Here is a 16,873-nt window from a genome sequence, read left to right as displayed (position 1 = left end):
GGTATTGCATTCCGTGCGCGCGCCCCGATGTCAGGTCCGTTTGCTCCGCTGTCATGCAACAAGCGCGAAGACGCGCTGTCTGATGGCATGGAGCATGACCCGCAGCATCGCGCAGGGCGGCGTAAACTGTGTTCAGTCGACGTCGTTACGCGCAAGTTTCAATGCGCCGGGTATTCAGCGTCGATTTCATTCAATGGAGGTATTTCATGTCGCTTTTTGACAGCATCACGCGGACGGTCAAAGGTCTCCTGAACGATGCAGCCGACTCCGTGCAAGACCCGTCGCGTGATGCGCGCCAGATCGTGCGCGAACTCGACGAGAGCATCGCGAAAGCGGAGAACTCGCTGATCGAGATCCAGGCGCAGGTCGCCACGCAACAAAGCAAGCGCGACGTGGCCGCCGACAAGGCGAAGAAGTACGAAGACGGCGCCAAACGCGCGCTGCAGTCGGGCGACGAAGCGCTCGCCCGCGAGGCGCTCGGTGCGCAGTCGACGGCGGAAGCCGAACGCGACGCCCTTGCGAAGGAACTGACCACGCTCGAGCCTTCCGTCGAGCAGCTGAAGACGCAGATCGACGACATGCGTCAGCGCCGCAACGACCTGAACGCGCGCTCGAACATCCTGCAGGCCAAGCAGCAGATCGCCCAGGCCAAGGACACGGCCGCTACCGCGCTGGGTGGAATCGGCGGCAAGAATCTTGCTGAAGACTTCCAGAAGCTGGAAGACAAGGTCGCGCTGTCGACGGCACGTTCGGACGCGCGCCTGAACTCGGCCGACGTGAAGAGCGGCAAGGCGCTCGACGACAAGCTCGCGGACCTGAACCGCGGCCCGTCGATCGACGACCGTCTCGCCGCACTGAAGAAGCAGCTGGACACGCCTGCGCAGTAAGCGCGCAACAAGCGCGACAGGCGATGTGCCGCGCGGCGCCGTGTACTACGACACGACGGCCGCGCGGCACGGCAACTCGATAGTCAAGGAGACGGGCGTCAATCCGCCCGGCCCGTATCATGAAAAAACTCCTCGCAGCAGCCGGTGTGTCCCTGACGCTTTCGCTGATGCTCGCGTCGGGCACCGCCTTCGCGTTGCCGACGGCGACGCAGATCGAAACGACGATTCAACAGGGCGACTGGCAGAAGGCCGATTCGCAGTTGAACGAGGTGCTGAAGGCACATCCCGACAGCGCCCGCGCGCACTATCTGTACGCGCAGGTGCTCGATCGCGAAGGCCGCCCCGCTGAAGCGCTCACGCAGCTTCAACAGGCGAAGACGCTCGACCCGCAGGTTCGCTTCACCGACCCCGCCCGCTTCGCGCAGACGGAAGCACGTCTGCGCTCGGATGCCGCGCGCGTGAGCGGTGGCGCAGGTGGCGGCGTCACGCATCGCACGAACAATCCGTTCGCGCAGCAGCAATCCGCGCCCGCCACGCCGTCGGCGTTCCAGCCGGCGCCCGAGCGGCATGGTCCGTCGATGGGCATGTGGATCGGCATCGTCGTGCTGATCGGCGCGATCGCGTTGATCCTGCGCTGGACGCTGCGCCGCGCGCGCTCGCAAGACGACACGCGCGCCACCGACGACCGTCGCGCGCAACTCAAACGCGCAACCGACCTGCTCAACGACGTGCGCTCCCTGAAGCTCGACGTGAAGCTGTCGACGCTGCCGGGACACGAAGCGCTCGAACGTGAAGTCGAAGGCGCGGAGACGCAACTGCGTCAGCTCGTCGAAGCGCTGTCGAATAGCAAGAACCCCGTGCCGCCGTATCAGATCGAAGATCTCGAACGGCAGGTTGCGAGCCTCAAGGCGCGCGCCGAGGGCCGGCCCGATCCGAATGCGGCGCCTGCTGCACCTGCGGGTACGGGCGACTCGTCTTACGCACGCGAAGCGGATCAGGCGTTCGGACGCAGCGGACAGCAATCGGGTTACCCGCCCGGCTATCCGCAAGCGCCCTATCCGTATCCGCCGCAGCAACAGCAGCCGCCCGTCATCGTGCAGCAAGGCGGCGGCTTCGGCGGCGGTATGGGTGGCTTGCTGACGGGCGTGCTGCTCGGCGAAGCGCTCAACTCGGGCCGCGACCGCGTGATCGAACGCGATGTGATCGTCGACGACGAATCGCGCAAACGCGGCGGCAACGATGCCGGCTCGATCGACTTCGGCCAGGGCTCGAACGACTGGAGCGACGGCGGCGGCGGAGATGGAGGCGTCGATATGGGCAGCAACGACGATTCGGGCGGCTGGAACGACACCTGATCGATTCTCGTCGTCTTCGTCTGTATGAAACGCAAAGGGCTCCTCACGGAGCCCTTTTCTTATTGCGTCTCATGCTGTGCGAGGACGACGGCACCCGCGAACAGCCTGACGATGAATCGCTCCGCATAGTCGATCAACGACTCGCGCTGCACGGCATTGCCGATGAATTCATGCGACAGGTGGAAAAGCTGCAACACGATCTGCGTGCAGATTTCCTCGACGGTGTCTCGGGCCAGCGCGGGCATCAGGTTCAACTGCACGACGTCCTCGGCCATTTCCGCCGACACCTCGTTCAGGTTCACCCGCACAGCCTCGCGCAACGCCGGCGACGTGCCGTGATACTCGGCCAGCGCACTCAGAAAGGCCTCGCGGTTTTCCAGCGCGAACGCAAAGAACGCCACGCACGCGCGGCGCGGCACGCTATGCGGCTCGTCGTGCGCGGCCAGCCAGCGCTCGCGCCGAAGCATCGGCCGCAGGCGGCGGCTGACGGATTCGACGGCTTCGCGCGCCAGATCGTCGAGCGTGTCGAAGTGCCGGTAGAACGTGTTGGGGTTGAGTCCCGCCTCGCGCGCCAGTTCGCGCAGGCCAAGGCTCGCGAAGCTGCGGCCACCCGCTGTCAGGCGCAACGCGGCCTCGATCAGCTTGCGCTTGCCGGGAGCGAGTTCCAGTTCCGATGCGGATTGCATGATCTTCCGTTTAACGACGCACGACGGCCAATGCAATGCCATGGCCTTGGAGCCAGCACTGTACAACGATCTTGACGGGCTGTGTACAGTTGTCTACCCTGCGCGGTAACCGTCGTAGACGGATGTAGACAAATCGATTTTTATCTTAATCGGCATCGAAGAGGTTGCAGACTTCGACGATGCGTTGGAGCGCTCAATCCATGCCCTCACCCCGTCGTGCTGAGATGCGTATCGCGATTATCGGAAGCGGCTTCTCGGGCATCGGCATGGCGATCCGGCTCAAGCGCATGGGCTTCACATCGTTCACGATCTACGAAGCGGCTGGCGAACTGGGCGGCACGTGGCGCGACAATACGTATCCGGGCGCGGCATGCGATGTGCCGTCGCACCTGTACTCGTTTTCATTCGAAGCGAACCCGTCGTGGTCGCGAGAGTTCAGCCACCAGCAAGAGATCCTTGCATATCTGAAGCATTGTGCACGCAAGCATCAGGTCGACGGTGCAATGCAGTTCAATGCACGCGTGACGGCCGCACTTTTCGATGAGGCGCGGCTCGTCTGGTTGCTCGATATCGCGCGGAATGGCGTGCATGAAACCGTCGAGGCCGATGCCGTGATCTCGGCAGTCGGGCAGTTTTCGCGTCCGTCGATCCCGCAGATCGACGGACTCGATACGTTCGGCGGCAAGATGTTTCACTCGGCGCGCTGGGACCACGACTATCCGCTCGAAGGCAAACGCGTGGCCGTCATCGGCACCGGCGCCAGCGCGATCCAGTTCATCCCGCGTATCCAGCCGCGCGTCGCGCGGATGCTGCTGTTCCAGCGCACTGCGCCGTGGATCATGCCCAAGCCCGACAAGCCGGTCAGCGAACGTGCGCGCTGGCTCTTCAAGCACCTGCCGTTCACGCAACGCTGCGTGCGTAGCGCAATCTACTGGCAGATGGAATCGCGTGGCCTCGGATTCTTCGTCAATCCGAAGCTCGTGAACCCGGCGATGAAGTTCGCGCGCAGCTACCTCGAACGACGGGTGAAAGACCCTGCACTACGCGCCAAACTGACACCCGACTACAGGCTGGGATGCAAGCGCGTGCTGCTGTCGAGCGACTACTATCCGGCACTCGGCCAGCCGAATGTCGACGTGGTGACGACACCGATTCGCAGCATCGTGCATGACGGCATCGTGACGTCCGACGGCGCGCATCATCCCGTCGATGCGATCATCTGCGGCACCGGATTCGAGGTGAACGATGTCGGCGCACCATTCGACGTGACGGGACTCGGCGGCGCCGATCTCAGCGCGCGCTGGCTGCGCGATGGACCCGAAGCGTATCTCGGCACGAGCATCGCTGACTTTCCGAATTTCTTCATGATCGTCGGGCCCAACACGATTCTTGGGCATAACTCGATGATCTACATGATCGAATCGCAGGTGCAATACATTGCCGATTGCCTGCGCGAACTGCAGCGGCGCGGCGCGCGCACGATGAACCTTCGTGCCGACGTGCAGCGCGCATTCAACGCAAGCCTGCAACGCGACATGCAGCGAACTGTCTGGGCGAGCGGCTGCCACAGTTGGTATCAGGCGAAGAGCGGCAAGATCACGGCGATCTGGCCGCGCTTCACATTCAGTTTCCGTCGGCAAACACGTCGCGTGCGCGGTGCCGAATATGTGTATTCAAATCAGGAGCGAGAGTAATTCAGGCAGTCCAATAACAGGGAGACGAAAACATGAAGAACGTCGAAACGACGGAGACGACGCGCGCGCCACTGCCACCCCGGTCGCTCGCGGCGCGCCTCGGCATCACGAGCGTTCCGCGCGATGAACTGAAACGCCGTTACACGCAAACCGGTTCCCAATTCGTGCAGATCATGGGCGCCGACGTGCATTACATCGACGAAGGCGCGGGCGATAGCACGATCGTCATGATCCACGGTTTCGCTTCGTCGCTGCATACGTGGAACGATGTTGCATCTGCGATGGCACGCGACCATCGCGTGATCCGGCTCGACCTTCCGCCGTTCGGCGTCACGGGTCCGTTACGCGGCGCGGGCGGCACGATCGAAACGATGAATCTGCCTACCTACAGGCGTTTTTTCGATACCTTCATGCAGGCGCTCGGCATCGCGCGCGCAACGCTGGTCGGCAATTCACTCGGTGGTCTGCTCGCGTGGGATTACGCAGTGCGCCATCGCGACGCTGTCGATCGTCTGGTACTGATCGACGCCGCGGGTTTCCCGATGAAACTGCCTGTCTACATCGGCCTGTTCAACCACGCGCCTGTGCGCATGAGCGCGCCGTGGTGGCTACCGGAAGCGATCATCAAGAGTGCGGTGCGCAACGTCTACGGCGATCCACGCAAGATTGCGCCCGACGTGCTGCGGCGCTACGTCGAGTTCTTTCACGGCGAAGGCACGCGCGAAGCGATCGGCAAGATGGTGCCGACGCTGGACTTCGCGGATCTCGATACCGGCGTGCTGACGTCACTCGATCTGCCGACGCTCGTGCTGTGGGGCGCGAAAGACCGCTGGATTCCTCCGGCACATGCAGCGGAGTTCACACGCCTGATTCCCCGCGCGCGATCGATCATGTACGAGGGACTCGGACACATTCCGATGGAAGAAGCGCCCCAGCGCGTGCTACTGGACCTTCGCGAGTTTCTCGCTCAGCTCCCTACCGCGCGCTCTCCGTTGCAGGTCTAGCGCTTGTCCTGTGCATATCCGACATACGCGCGTGTCTCGTACGCGAACTCGACCGTGCCATCGTGCGCGGTACGGTCGAACAGTTCGCGCAGCGCTGTCAGCATCGGCTGATGATTCGGATGCCCGGCCTTCGGCGCATAAGACGATGACATCAGCCGCCCCTTCACGCCTTCGAAGTCGAGCCGCTGCGCGTTCGGGAAACGCGCTTTGTGAGCCAGCGCGTCGCCGAACCAGACCACCATCGATTCGTCATCCGCATAACGTTCGGCCACCGCCTGGTAGTCGACGCTGAAACGTTGCAACAGCGCTTCGTAGCCCGCAAGAAAAGGCGTCGCGTCGAGCAGCCTGCTATTCCAGATCAACGCGATCAAACCGCGCGGCTTCAGGATGCGCGCGAATTCGCGTCGCGCAGTCGCGGGATCGAACCAGTGAAACGCCTGCGCCGCGATAACGAGATCGACGCTCGCGCTATCCAATGTAGTCGCCTCCGCCGTGCCGGCGACGCTCGTGTAGTCCGCGTACTCGCCAAGCCATGCGTCGGCGGCTGCGCGCATCGCCTGATTCGGCTCGACGGCGACCACCGGGTGCCCTGCGTCGAGGAACAGCCAGGACGAGATGCCCGTGCCCGCGCCGATGTCGGCGACGCGTGCGCCCTCGGCAAGCCCGCATGTTGCATGCAGGAAGGTCACGACTTCGCGCGGATAACCCGGCCGGTATTTGACGTAGTCGGTCACACGGTCGGTGAAGCGCTGGGTGGAATCGTCGGTCATCGGTGGACGGATTGCCGGGATGAAATGGATTTCAGCTTACTGCAGTTCACCCTGCACCGCGTGAGAGTGCAGTACATTGCATTCCTCTTCAGGTTCAGCCGCCGCCCAGCAGGCGCAGCAGGCCCCACAGGAACTTACAGACCATCACGATCAGTTCCCATAGATACAACAGCTGTTCCCAGCCCGAGACGCGCGCGAAGGATTCAATCATGAGTTCGGTTGGCGGATTCGACAGAGATGCGGCACGGCTCGCGTACGGACACCGGCGATCGTACCCGATTCGACTGCGGGATAGTCCCTATCAAGCAGTTCCGTAAGGGGCCGTTGAGAAACCGTAAGCGTGAAAGGCGAAACGCAATTCATGTGCCGCAGTTCATCTGCCGGATACAGATCAGTGCGCGCTGCCCTGCTCGCCACATGAACTCGCACACATTAACCGGATACCAGGTCGGCGCGCGCCAGCGCCGCGCCGCTCAGGAGACTTGACCATGACGGGCTTCTTCAATCGCCGCCGGCGCCGCAGCGGCGGCACCTTATCCGTTGTCGGCGATATCGCCGCGCAGGCGGGTAAGCTCGGCATCGAGATCTGTGACGTGTCCGGGCATATCGAAGAGGTCGCCACCCGCGTCGAACGGCAAGCCGACGTATGCCAGACGCTGCGGCAGTCGGCAGCGGCGACGCTCGCCGGCAATCACCGCATCGCCGCTGCGGCCCGCGAAATGCGCACGGTAACCGCGCAGGCAGCGGGCGACGTCGAGACCTCGCAGCAGACGCTCGAAGCGTCGCTGTCGGATATTCATGGGCTGGTCGAAGGCGTGACGGTGATCGAGAGCCAGATCGGCGCATTGCGCGCGGCGCTGTCGCACGTGAGCCGCGTGTCGGAGGAAATCTCGCTGATCGCGCGCCAGACCCATCTGCTCGCGTTGAACGCTGCGATCGAAGCCGCGCGCGCGGGCGAATTCGGCAAGAGCTTCGCCGTGGTCGCCGCCGAGGTGAAAACGCTGTCGGCCAAAACCGCGCAGGCAACGGGTCAGATCGAAACGACACTGACGCAACTCACCGAGCAGACCGAGCGCCTGATTACCGAAGGCGCCGAGAACACGGCCCGCGCGCAGCGGGTGCGCGAAGGCACGCGGATGATCGGCGACGTCGTGCATTCGACAGGCCACGCGATCATGCAGTTGAATGCAGAGGCCAACCAGATCGCCACGTTGTCGGGCGAAATCGAAGAGCAATGCAATGCATTCGAGTCGCAGGTGCTCGACATTGCCACCGACGTCGAGCATTCCGGCGAAAACTTCGTGCAGGCAAAAAACCGGCTCGGCAATCTGCTCGGCGTATCGGAAAACCTGATCGAACTGACGGCGGCCACGGGAGCCGCGACGGCCGACACGCCGTTCATCGAAGCCGTCGAGCAGGCTGCCGCAAAAGCCGGCAAGCTGTTCGAAGCCGCCGTCGCGCGGGCGAGCTGTCGATGAACGACCTGTTCGACGATCGCTATGTGCCCATCCCGGGCACGAATCCGCAGCAGTTCATGACGCGCTTTACCGATCTCACCGATCGCGTCCTGCCGTTGATCCAGGAACCCATACTCGAGCTCGATCCGCGCGTCGCCTTCTGCGCAGCCGTCGACACGCGCGGCTACCTGCCCACGCACAATCTCAAGTTCTCGCAGCCGCAGCGCGGCGATCCCGTCTGGAATGCCGCGAACTGCCGCAACCGGCGGATGTTCAACGACCGCACCGGCCTCGCTGCCGGGACGAGTACGAAACGCTTCCTGCTGCAAACCTATCGGCGCGACATGGGCGGCGGCGAATATGCACTGATGAAGGACGCGTCAGCGCCCATCTTCGTCAACGGCCGACATTGGGGCGGATTGCGGATCGGGTACCGGATCTGAGAACGGGAATCGGGCATCGAGCCCGCTCATGAAGACTCGCTTTGCCGGCGCCCATGCAGGCGCCGGCAAAGGACATGACACGGTGCGGATGAACTAGATAGCCATCGCCAGGCGCCGCTTCTCGGCGCGCTGCATGAAGTGATTGGCCACCACCACGCCGACTGTAACGACTGCAATGAACAGCGTCGCCAGTGCGTTCATCTCCGGGTTCAAGCCCAGACGCACGCGCGAGAACACCACCAGCGGCAGCGTCGTCGAGCCCGGCCCCGACAGGAACGCGGACAGCACCAGATCGTCGATCGACAGCGTGAACGACAGCAGCCAGCCGGCCACCAGTGCCTGCGATATCAGCGGAAGCGTGATGAAGAAAAATACACGCAACGGTGTGGCACCGAGGTCCAGTGCCGCTTCCTCGAGCGACGGATGCAGGTCACGCACACGCGACTGCACAATAATCGCGACGTAGGAAATACACAGCATCACGTGGCCGATCCAGATCGTGAAGATGCCGCGCCCCGCCGGCCAGCCGAGCCACTTGCCCATTTCGATGAACAGCAGCAGCAGCGAGATACCCTGAATCACTTCCGGGATCACGAGCGGCGCATTGATCATCCCGGTGTACAGCGTGAAGCCGCGAAACCGCCCCATGCGCGCGAGCACGAAACCCGCCCACGTGCCGATGATCACCGACGCGAACGCCGTCAGCAACGCCACACGCAGCGACAGCCACGCGGCGTTGATCAGTTCCTCGTCCTCCAGCAGCGCAGCGTACCAGCGCGTCGAAAACCGCGTCCACACCGTCACGAGTTGCGACTCGTTGAACGAATACACGACGAGGCTGATGATCGGCACGTACAGGAACGCGAAGCCGATCGCGAGCGCGATGAACTGCAATACACGATTTGGCTTCATCAGCGCTTCTCCTCCAGTGCCTTCGCCTGCGAATACTGGAACAGCGCCATCGGCACGAGCAGCAGCAGCACCATCGCGCAGGTGACGGCGGAGGCCATCGGCCAGTCGGCATTGTCGAAGAACTCATTCCACATCACGCGGCCGATCATCAGCGTATTCGCGCCGCCGAGCAGTTCCGGAATCACGTACTCGCCCACGGCCGGAATGAACACCAGCAGACAGCCCGCGATGATGCCGTTCTTCGACAGCGGCAGTGTGATCTGCCAGAACGCCCGCCAGGGCTTCGCGCCGAGGTCGTACGCGGCCTCGAGCAGCGTCAGGTCCATCTTCACGAGATGCGCGTAGAGCGGCATCACGAGGAACGGCAGGTACGAATAGACCATGCCGATATAGACGGCCGTATTCGTGTGATACAGCTCGATCGGCGAATGGATCAGCCCGATCGACATCAGGAAGTTGTTCAGCAGGCCGTTGTTCTTCAGGATGCCGATCCACGCATACACGCGAATCAGGAACGACGTCCAGAACGGCAGCATCACCGCCATCATCAGGATGTTGCGCGTGGCCGGATTCGAGCGCGCGATGTAATACGCCATCGGATAACCGAGCAGCAGACACAGCAGCGTCGAAATCCCCGCGACGACCACCGAGTTCACGTACGTCGCGAAGTACAGGCTGTCCTGCAACAGGAACGCGTAGTGCGACAGGTCGAGCGCAATGTGAACCACGCCGTCCTTGAACGACGTCAACTCCGTGTACGGCGGAATGCCGAGCTGCAGGTCCGCGAAACTGATCTTCACGACCAGCAGGAATGGTACGAGGAAGAACAGCAACAGCCAGATGAACGGCCCCGCGACGACGGCCGTGCGCCCCGTCAGGTTGAAGCGGCGCACGGGCCACCGCATGAACGAATGCAGCGCGCTTTTCATGACGTCAGCACCACGCCCGCCGATGCGCTCCAGCGCACGTACACCTCATCGCCCCACGTCGGCGTTTCGATTTCCGACAAGGCGAGACTCGACACGTTCGCGATCACTGTCTTGCCCGCGTCGAGCTTCACGTGATACAGCGAGTAGCCGCCCATGTACGCGATGTTCGTGACGATGCCCTTGCCCCAGTTGAACGCGCCTTCGGGCGGCTTGCGCGTGAGCGCGATGCGCTCCGGGCGCACCGAGATCGTCACGGGCATGCCGAGCGGCCCGGTGATGCCATGGCTCACATAGAGACGCACGGGCAGATCGGGCGTTTCGATGTACACGTGATCCGGCTCGTCCTCGACCACATTGCCGTCGAACAGATTCGTCGAGCCGATGAACTCCGCCGAGAAACGGCTGTTCGGATACTCATACACTTCGTTCGGCGTGCCGAGCTGCACGATCTCGCCTTCGCTCATGACGGCGAGGCGCCCTGCCATCGTCATCGCTTCTTCCTGATCGTGCGTGACCATGATGCAGGTGACACCGACCTTGTCGAGAATATTGACGAGCTCGATCTGGGTGCGCTGGCGGATCTGCTTGTCGAGTGCGGACATCGGCTCGTCGAGCAGCAACAGCTTCGGACGCTTGACGAGCGAGCGCGCGAGCGCGACGCGCTGCTGCTGGCCGCCCGACAGCTGATGCGGCTTGCGCTTCGCGAAGCGCGCCATCTGCACGAGTTCGAGCGCGGACTGCACACGCTCCTTCAGCTCGGCCTTCGGCACACCTTCCTGCTTGAGGCCGAACGCGACATTCGATTCGACCGTCATGTGCGGAAAGAGCGCATACGACTGGAACATCATGTTGACGGGACGCCGGTACGGCGGCATCTGCGCGAGGTCTTCGCCGTCGATCAGAATCTTGCCCGACGTGACCGTTTCCAGCCCCGCGAGCATGCGCAAAAGCGTCGACTTGCCACAACCGGAACTGCCGAGCAGCGCGAACAGTTCGCCCTTCCTGACCGACAGGTTGACACCCTTGACCGCGACCGTCTCGCCGAATTTCTTCACGACGTCGACGATCTGCACGAAGTTTTCCGCTGCGTCCTGCGCAGCGGCGGAATTGCCCGAGGACGACACGCCGGCCCCTGCCAGCACGTTCGACTGGTCACTCATGATCTGCTGCTTCTCTCCCTGCATTTGACGAACAAAGCCCCCGGCTGGATACCGAGGGCTTCATGATGATGCTTTCCTGCTCAACCGTGTCGTTCAGGTCCGCTTAGCGGCCGGACTTGAACTCGGTCCACAGCCGCGTCTGCAGACGCTGGATCTCTGGCGGCAGCGGCTTCAGCAGGAACAGCGTCTTGACGACGTCCGCCGGCGGATAGACGGCGGGATCGTTCGCGACATCCTTGTCGACGTACTTGCGCGCTTCCGTGTTCGCGCTCGGGTAGTACACGGCGTTCGTGATGGCAGCGTGGACCTGCGGCGTCTCGATGTAGTTGATCCACTCCATCGCAGCTTCCTTGTTCTTCGCGTCCTTCGGAATCGCCATCACGTCGAACCACACGGGCGCGCCGCCCTTCGGAATGTAGTAGTCGATCTTGTACGCCTTCTTCGCTTCCGCCGCGCGATGCTTCGCAATCACGACGTCGCCCGACCAGCCGTAGGCGAAGCAGATGTCGCCGCCGACCATGTCGTTGATGTAGCCCGACGAGTTGAACTGCGTGATGTACGGACGGATCTTCTTCATCATCGCGAGCGCTTCGCGATAGTCGGCCGGGTTCGTGCTCATCGGATCTTTGCCGATGTAGTGCAGCGCGGCCGCGAACATCTGGTCCGGCGCGTCGAGCACGGAGACGCCGCACGCCTTGAGCTTCGAGATGTTTTCCGGCTTGAACAGAACGTCCCAGCTGTCGAGCGCGACGCTCTTGCCGAGAATCTGCTGCGCCTTCGTCACGTTGTAGCCGAGGCCCGTCGTGCCGTAAGCCCAGGGCACCGAGAACTTGTTGCCCGGGTCCGCGCCCGCGACGAGCGCCATCAGCGCCGGATCGAGATACTTGAGGTTCGGGATCTTCGACTTGTCGAGCGGCGCGAAGATGCCCGCTGCGATCTGCTTGCCCGCGTAGTTGCTGGTCGGCACGACGATGTCGTAGCCCGAGTTGCCCGTCAGCAGCTTGGCCTGCAGCGTGTCGTCGCTATCGTAGTTGTCGTACTTGACCTGAACGCCAGTCTGCTTGGTGAAGTTCGGAATCGTGTCCTTGGCGATGTAGTCCGACCAGTTGTACACATTCAGTTGTGTATCTTTTGCCGCCGCCGACATGAAAGGCGTCGCGCACAATACCAGCGCAGCCAGTTGGCCCACCACCCGTTTCTTCATTCCGTTCTCCGTTCTGACCGGCGCGACCGGTCGCTTACCCCGCTTCAAACCGCTGCGCGCTGCCCGCGGCTACCCTTGAAAAACCCGAAAACTACCATCAATCGATGCCCGATTCAAAAAAAACCGCCAGATGTCGCGCAAAGGGTACAGCGCGCGGCATTCCTTGGCCGGTTCCGCCTTACGTCCGCTTTCAGCGCGGATTCTGTGCGGATTCCGTGGCGGCCTGTCGAGGCTACACAGCGGCGCCCGTCCCGCTGACATGCACTGGGTCAGCAACGCCGGCACGCAGCGGCAAAATTGGCCGCAATTTTATCGGGTTATCGCGCCCTGTCTACCCGAAAAAAACCTTGCTTCCTGCATCGAGGCGTCCTGTGCCGTGCAGCCCTGCTGAAGCGGACTGCATCCCGCCCCATACGGTCTTTCACCATCACTATAGACTGTCAAATTAGCCCAGATAGTGGTCGTGGCGTTATGCATCGAGATGCACCGCACTGCATGGCATGCCGATTGCCCCGTTGAGTGCGTCTTCCCCGTCACAGTGCGATGAATACGAACCCGTTCGCGTTGGACCCGTCCCGCCGCCGCCCCGGCTCGAGGCCGCCGCGGCCCGGCACGTGGCTGCCGTTCGTCGGCTCGGGCGCGCTCGTCGCGGTCGGCTATATGGACCCCGGGAACTGGGCGACGGCGCTCGCGGGCGGCGCGAGCTACGGCTACACGCTGCTGAGCGTCGTCGTCATGTCGAGCCTGATGGCGATGCTGCTGCAATGGGTGTCGTCGCGCCTCGGCGTGGTGACGGGGCGCGATCTCGCGCAGTTGTGCCGGGAGCGCACCGGCCGGCGCACGACGTTGTTCCTGTGGGTGGCGAGCGAGATTGCGATCATCGCCTGCGATGTCGCCGAAGTGGTCGGCAGCGCGGTCGCGCTGCAACTGCTGTTCGGCGTATCGCTGACGGCGGGCGTGCTGATGTCGGCCGTCGGCACCTTCGCGATGCTCGCGTTGCAGCGGTATGGGCACCGCACGCTGGAGACGGCGGTGGTCGGTCTCATCCTGTTCGTTGGCCTGTGCTTCGTGATCGAGCTGGTGCTTGCGCGCCCCGACTGGCGAGCCGCGCTGACGGGAGCAGTGCCAAGCGCCGAATTGCTGCGCACCGCGGGCATGGTGTGGCTGTCCGCAGGCATTCTCGGGGCGACGGTGATGCCGCACAACCTGTATCTGCATTCGGCGCTCGTCAAGACGCATGCGCACTCCACCAGCGACGCCGACATCGCCGATGCACTGCGCGGCGTCAACTTCGGCACCTTCAGCGCGCTTTCAGTGGCTTTCGTGATCAATGCGGCATTGCTTGTCGTATCGGCGGCCGTGTTCCACGCGAGCGGGCACCGCACCGTGACCGACCTTGCCGACGCGCACCGGTTGATCGCGCCCATCGTCGGTTCGCACTGGGCCGCCATCCTGTTCGCGGCGGCGCTGCTCGCGTGCGGTCTGAGCGCGACCGTGACGGGCACGCTCGCGGGCCAGGTCGTGATGGAAGGCTTCCTGCAGATCCGCCTGCCGCGCTGGCAACGCGCGCTGCTCACGCGCGCGCTGGCGATCGGCCCCGCGCTCGTCGCCGTCGGCCTGTTCGGCCCGCACGGCTCGGCGCAGTTGCTGGTTGCGAGCCAGGTGGTGCTGAGCCTGCAATTGCCGCTCGCCGTCGTGCCCTTGATCCGCTTTGGATCGGATCGCCAACTGATGCATGGCTGGCGCGTGCGCGGCGTGCCGCTGGTGCTCGCGTGGATATGCGCGTCGGCCATCATTGCACTGAATGGCGCGTTGATCTGGGAAACAGCGACCGGTTGAATCGCGACGCTCGACGACAACAAGCGTCAGCACTGGACGGCGCACATCGGCTACAGCATCGCGCGATGAAGTCCAATGCATGATGTCGGTTGCCCGAAAAATAGGCACCGGAATCCGACTGCGCTTTTGGTTTACCATAGCGGACCGCACGCATTTCCCGTTCAAGGTATCTCGATGTCATCGAATCTGCACGACCTTCCCGACAGCCCCTGCATCGGCGTCTGCTCGACGCTCTTCGACGAAATTTGCAAAGGGTGCGGCCGTACGGCGACGGAAGTGTCGAACTGGGTGTTTCTGACCGATGAGGAAAAACGCGCCGTCTGGACGCGCATCGAGCGTGAAGGCACGGCGATGCGATTCAAATTCGACAAGCTGTGATGTGATCACATGCACTGATCCGATAAGCAAAAACGCCGGCTCACGATGAGCCGGCGTTTTTCATTGCATGACCGTCGAGACGGGAGGCGATCAGAACTTCATCCCCACACCTACGCCGACGATCAATGGATCGATATGCAGCGTACCGAGCGATGCGCCATTGAGCGATGCATCCGTCTTCATCCAGACCTTCTTCACATCGACGTTCGCGAACACCGATTTCGTCAACTGCACGTCGACGCCCACCTGCAGCGCAGGACCAAAACTGCTGCGCTTGACGGAAATCTGCTGGTCGCCCGCATGCAAGCCGTCGTTGTAGAAGTACGTGTAGTTCACGCCCGCGCCGACATATGGCCGAACCTGCCCCTGATGATTGAAATGATATTGCAGAAGCAGCGTCGGCGGCAGCACGTTGACGCCGCCCAGGTCGCCGAGATTCGACGTCAGTTGATGCCGCGACGTGCTGAGTATCAGTTCTACGCCGATGTTGTCGCGAATCATGTAGGTGAAGTCGAGTTCAGGCACGATCGCGTTATTGACGTCGACGTTCAGCGTGGACAGCGTGTCGCTCGTGCGAACCTGCGGCATGATACTGATGGCGCGCAGGCGCACCAGCACGTCGCCAGCATGAATGCCTGAACTGGTGTCCGTATCCGCGGCGAATGCGTGCGACGTCATCAACGCCAGCCCGGCTGTGCACAGCGCGGCCCCGATCGATCGAATTTTTCTGTTCATAAGCTACCCTGATTTTCTTGTGTGATTGCGCGAGGTGCGAAGCAACGTGCGCGAGAACATTGTCGAAGTTCCCCTACACGCGCTCTTTGACCCCCGTCAACCCAGCGAAAACGCAAGGCGCCCTGCGACAGCCGGTCGCGCCGCGCCCGTCAGCAGCAGTTCGAGAAGATCACGGACGCTGCGGATTGCCGTGCCGAACGGCAATGCTTCGCGTCCACGAAAGAACAGGCCATTGTTCACGTCGCCACGCAGCGCAGCCGCAAGGCGCGTATCGATGCAGAAGTGACCGAACTTCTCGATGCCGTCGCGCAAACCGCATGCACTCAGGCATTCAAGTGCAGTCGGGCATGCGCGTTTGAGTGCGCCAATTTTTGTACGGATGCGCGATTCGTTGCGCAGATAGCGTTCGAGCCATGGCGTCTTCACGGCGCGCGCCGGCAAGCCCGTCACGCTGACGAACTCCACGATGTCGTCCGGCGTCGCATCGGCCAGCACGCGCTTGAAGTTCGGATGTGCATCGCCCTCTTCCGTAACGGCGAACGGCGTGCCGAGCTGCACACCGTTCGCACCGGCTGCCAGACACGCGCGCACTGCTTCATGACTATTGATGCCGCCTGCAACGATCACCGGCACTTCACTTCGACTGATCTGCAGCGAAGTGAAGATTTCGTCGATTTCCTGCAGTACCCGTGTGAAGTCGAAACGCGCATCGTGCATGTCGTCGAGATTCGTCACGCCGAGATGGCCACCCGCATGGGCCGGATGCTCGATCACGATCGCATCGGGTAAGCGGCCTTTCTTCATCCACTTCCTGAGCACCACGCCGACGCCCCGGCTGTCGGACAGAATCGGGATCAACGCAATATCGCGTCCTTGTGTCAGGTCCGGTAGATCGAGTGGCAGACCTGCTCCCATGACGATCGCGTCCGCGCCCAGGTCGCATGCAATCCGCACATAGTCCGCATGCGCGTTGACCGCCTTCATCACGTTGACGGCAATCATGCCGCGCCCTTCGCTTAGAATTCGTGCGGCATGGATCTCACGTGTAAGAGCGACGCGGTTCGCGTCTTCGAGCGTCGCGCGGTCAGGCGTCGCGCGGCAGCGTTCAAGCAGATCGTGGTGGTGATGACGCAAATCGATGCTAGCGATCGTGCCGAGTGCGCCTTCGCGCGCCACGCTGCCCGCAAGCCGGTGCGCGGACACGCCGACGCCCATGCCGCCCTGCACGACAGGCAACAGCGTTCGCCCACGAATGACGAGCGGCGCAAAAGGATGAGAAGGAAACATGAGAGGCCTCCGTCGTCGATGGGATTCGACGAAAAGCCTCGATGGTCGCAACTAGCCAACGCAGTATCTTGCGTGAGGTCAAACAAAAAGCGCGTGCCGGTTATCGACACGCGCTTTCATTGCGCTTCGTCAG

The 16,873-nt window shown here is 62.7% G+C and carries 14 protein-coding genes and 1 pseudogene; 7 read left to right on the top strand and 8 right to left on the bottom strand.

The annotated features are described in order from the left end of the window. Positions 1-206 precede the first annotated feature (206 nt). Positions 207-887, top strand: coding sequence for a PspA/IM30 family protein (locus PPGU16_RS06890; protein WP_180722250.1), 681 nt, complete (start codon positions 207-209; stop codon positions 885-887). A 119-nt stretch (positions 888-1,006) separates the two neighbouring features. Next, on the top strand, positions 1,007-2,242 hold the full coding sequence (locus tag PPGU16_RS06885; RefSeq protein ID WP_180722249.1) for a tetratricopeptide repeat protein: 1,236 nt from the start codon (positions 1,007-1,009) through the stop codon (positions 2,240-2,242). A 59-nt stretch (positions 2,243-2,301) separates the two neighbouring features. Here the strand turns inward: PPGU16_RS06885 and PPGU16_RS06880 are convergent, their stop codons facing one another. Continuing rightward, positions 2,302-2,928, bottom strand: coding sequence for a TetR family transcriptional regulator (locus PPGU16_RS06880; protein ID WP_180722248.1), 627 nt, complete (start codon positions 2,926-2,928; stop codon positions 2,302-2,304). A 200-nt stretch (positions 2,929-3,128) separates the two neighbouring features. On the opposite strand from PPGU16_RS06880, the gene PPGU16_RS06875 reads away from it, so the two are divergent. Further along, complete coding sequence (locus tag PPGU16_RS06875) at positions 3,129-4,622, top strand: flavin-containing monooxygenase (protein ID WP_180722247.1); 1,494 nt, start codon at positions 3,129-3,131, stop codon at positions 4,620-4,622. Positions 4,623-4,654: 32 nt separating this feature from the next. Then, a complete protein-coding gene (locus PPGU16_RS06870; RefSeq protein WP_180722246.1) occupies positions 4,655-5,626 on the top strand; it encodes an alpha/beta fold hydrolase in 972 nt (323 codons plus the stop codon). On the opposite strand, the gene PPGU16_RS06865 is transcribed toward PPGU16_RS06870, so the two are convergent. Next, positions 5,623-6,396 carry a class I SAM-dependent methyltransferase gene (locus tag PPGU16_RS06865; RefSeq protein ID WP_180722245.1) on the bottom strand — a complete coding sequence of 258 codons (774 nt, stop codon included), beginning with the start codon at positions 6,394-6,396 and terminating at the stop codon, positions 5,623-5,625. The two genes, PPGU16_RS06870 and PPGU16_RS06865, sit on opposite strands and share 4 nt — an antisense overlap. 488 nt (positions 6,397-6,884) lie before the next feature. Here PPGU16_RS06865 and PPGU16_RS06860 point away from each other — a divergent pair. After that, positions 6,885-8,296, top strand: a pseudogene (locus PPGU16_RS06860) (methyl-accepting chemotaxis protein). A 93-nt stretch (positions 8,297-8,389) separates the two neighbouring features. Here PPGU16_RS06860 and PPGU16_RS06855 read toward each other — a convergent pair. The 4 genes from PPGU16_RS06855 to PPGU16_RS06840 all read right to left on the bottom strand — a co-directional run bounded on the left by PPGU16_RS06855 (position 8,390) and on the right by PPGU16_RS06840 (position 12,501). Beyond that, complete coding sequence (locus tag PPGU16_RS06855) at positions 8,390-9,208, bottom strand: ABC transporter permease subunit (RefSeq protein WP_180722244.1); 819 nt, start codon at positions 9,206-9,208, stop codon at positions 8,390-8,392. Continuing rightward, positions 9,208-10,137, bottom strand: a complete 930-nt coding sequence (locus tag PPGU16_RS06850) for an ABC transporter permease subunit (RefSeq protein ID WP_180722243.1) — start codon at positions 10,135-10,137, stop codon at positions 9,208-9,210. Before PPGU16_RS06850 ends, PPGU16_RS06855 begins: the two co-directional genes overlap by 1 nt. Then, the gene (locus PPGU16_RS06845; RefSeq protein WP_180722242.1) at positions 10,134-11,297 is read right to left on the bottom strand and encodes an ABC transporter ATP-binding protein; all 1,164 of its coding nucleotides are present in this window, start codon (positions 11,295-11,297) and stop codon (positions 10,134-10,136) included. Before PPGU16_RS06845 ends, PPGU16_RS06850 begins: the two co-directional genes overlap by 4 nt. A gap of 103 nt (positions 11,298-11,400) precedes the next feature. Continuing rightward, the gene (locus PPGU16_RS06840) at positions 11,401-12,501 is read right to left on the bottom strand and encodes a polyamine ABC transporter substrate-binding protein (RefSeq protein WP_180722241.1); all 1,101 of its coding nucleotides are present in this window, start codon (positions 12,499-12,501) and stop codon (positions 11,401-11,403) included. Between the two features lie 543 nt (positions 12,502-13,044). Here PPGU16_RS06840 and PPGU16_RS06835 point away from each other — a divergent pair. Both PPGU16_RS06835 and PPGU16_RS06830 read left to right on the top strand, forming a co-directional pair. Then, the gene (locus PPGU16_RS06835; RefSeq protein WP_180722240.1) at positions 13,045-14,340 is read left to right on the top strand and encodes an Nramp family divalent metal transporter; all 1,296 of its coding nucleotides are present in this window, start codon (positions 13,045-13,047) and stop codon (positions 14,338-14,340) included. A 174-nt stretch (positions 14,341-14,514) separates the two neighbouring features. Further along, on the top strand, positions 14,515-14,718 hold the full coding sequence (locus PPGU16_RS06830; protein ID WP_180722239.1) for a DUF1289 domain-containing protein: 204 nt from the start codon (positions 14,515-14,517) through the stop codon (positions 14,716-14,718). Positions 14,719-14,808: 90 nt separating this feature from the next. Here the strand turns inward: PPGU16_RS06830 and PPGU16_RS06825 are convergent, their stop codons facing one another. After that, positions 14,809-15,453: an OmpW/AlkL family protein gene (locus PPGU16_RS06825; RefSeq protein WP_180722238.1), complete on the bottom strand. Its 645-nt coding sequence runs from the start codon at positions 15,451-15,453 to the stop codon at positions 14,809-14,811. Between the two features lie 96 nt (positions 15,454-15,549). Next, positions 15,550-16,740: an NAD(P)H-dependent flavin oxidoreductase gene (locus PPGU16_RS06820; protein WP_180722237.1), complete on the bottom strand. Its 1,191-nt coding sequence runs from the start codon at positions 16,738-16,740 to the stop codon at positions 15,550-15,552. Positions 16,741-16,873: the final 133 nt, after the last annotated feature.

Origin of the sequence: Paraburkholderia largidicola (assembly GCF_013426895.1) — a bacterium.
In the GTDB taxonomy this organism is placed as follows: domain Bacteria; phylum Pseudomonadota; class Gammaproteobacteria; order Burkholderiales; family Burkholderiaceae; genus Paraburkholderia; species Paraburkholderia largidicola.
This window is presented reverse-complemented; position numbering and strand designations above follow the sequence as displayed.

What these genes read in the sequence shown, in the direction of transcription:
- PPGU16_RS06825 (WP_180722238.1), bottom strand. Translation starts at nt 15,453, where the DNA reads ATGAACAGAAAAATTCGATCGATCGGGGCCGCGCTGTGCACAGCCGGG.
- PPGU16_RS06830 (WP_180722239.1), top strand. Translation starts at nt 14,515, where the DNA reads ATGTCATCGAATCTGCACGACCTTCCCGACAGCCCCTGCATCGGCGTC.
- PPGU16_RS06865 (WP_180722245.1), bottom strand. Translation starts at nt 6,396, where the DNA reads ATGACCGACGATTCCACCCAGCGCTTCACCGACCGTGTGACCGACTAC.
- PPGU16_RS06870 (WP_180722246.1), top strand. Translation starts at nt 4,655, where the DNA reads ATGAAGAACGTCGAAACGACGGAGACGACGCGCGCGCCACTGCCACCC.
- PPGU16_RS06850 (WP_180722243.1), bottom strand. Translation starts at nt 10,137, where the DNA reads ATGAAAAGCGCGCTGCATTCGTTCATGCGGTGGCCCGTGCGCCGCTTC.
- PPGU16_RS06890 (WP_180722250.1), top strand. Translation starts at nt 207, where the DNA reads ATGTCGCTTTTTGACAGCATCACGCGGACGGTCAAAGGTCTCCTGAAC.
- PPGU16_RS06820 (WP_180722237.1), bottom strand. Translation starts at nt 16,740, where the DNA reads ATGTTTCCTTCTCATCCTTTTGCGCCGCTCGTCATTCGTGGGCGAACG.
- PPGU16_RS06880 (WP_180722248.1), bottom strand. Translation starts at nt 2,928, where the DNA reads ATGCAATCCGCATCGGAACTGGAACTCGCTCCCGGCAAGCGCAAGCTG.
- PPGU16_RS06840 (WP_180722241.1), bottom strand. Translation starts at nt 12,501, where the DNA reads ATGAAGAAACGGGTGGTGGGCCAACTGGCTGCGCTGGTATTGTGCGCG.
- PPGU16_RS06875 (WP_180722247.1), top strand. Translation starts at nt 3,129, where the DNA reads ATGCCCTCACCCCGTCGTGCTGAGATGCGTATCGCGATTATCGGAAGC.
- PPGU16_RS06835 (WP_180722240.1), top strand. Translation starts at nt 13,045, where the DNA reads ATGAATACGAACCCGTTCGCGTTGGACCCGTCCCGCCGCCGCCCCGGC.
- PPGU16_RS06855 (WP_180722244.1), bottom strand. Translation starts at nt 9,208, where the DNA reads ATGAAGCCAAATCGTGTATTGCAGTTCATCGCGCTCGCGATCGGCTTC.
- PPGU16_RS06845 (WP_180722242.1), bottom strand. Translation starts at nt 11,297, where the DNA reads ATGAGTGACCAGTCGAACGTGCTGGCAGGGGCCGGCGTGTCGTCCTCG.
- PPGU16_RS06885 (WP_180722249.1), top strand. Translation starts at nt 1,007, where the DNA reads ATGAAAAAACTCCTCGCAGCAGCCGGTGTGTCCCTGACGCTTTCGCTG.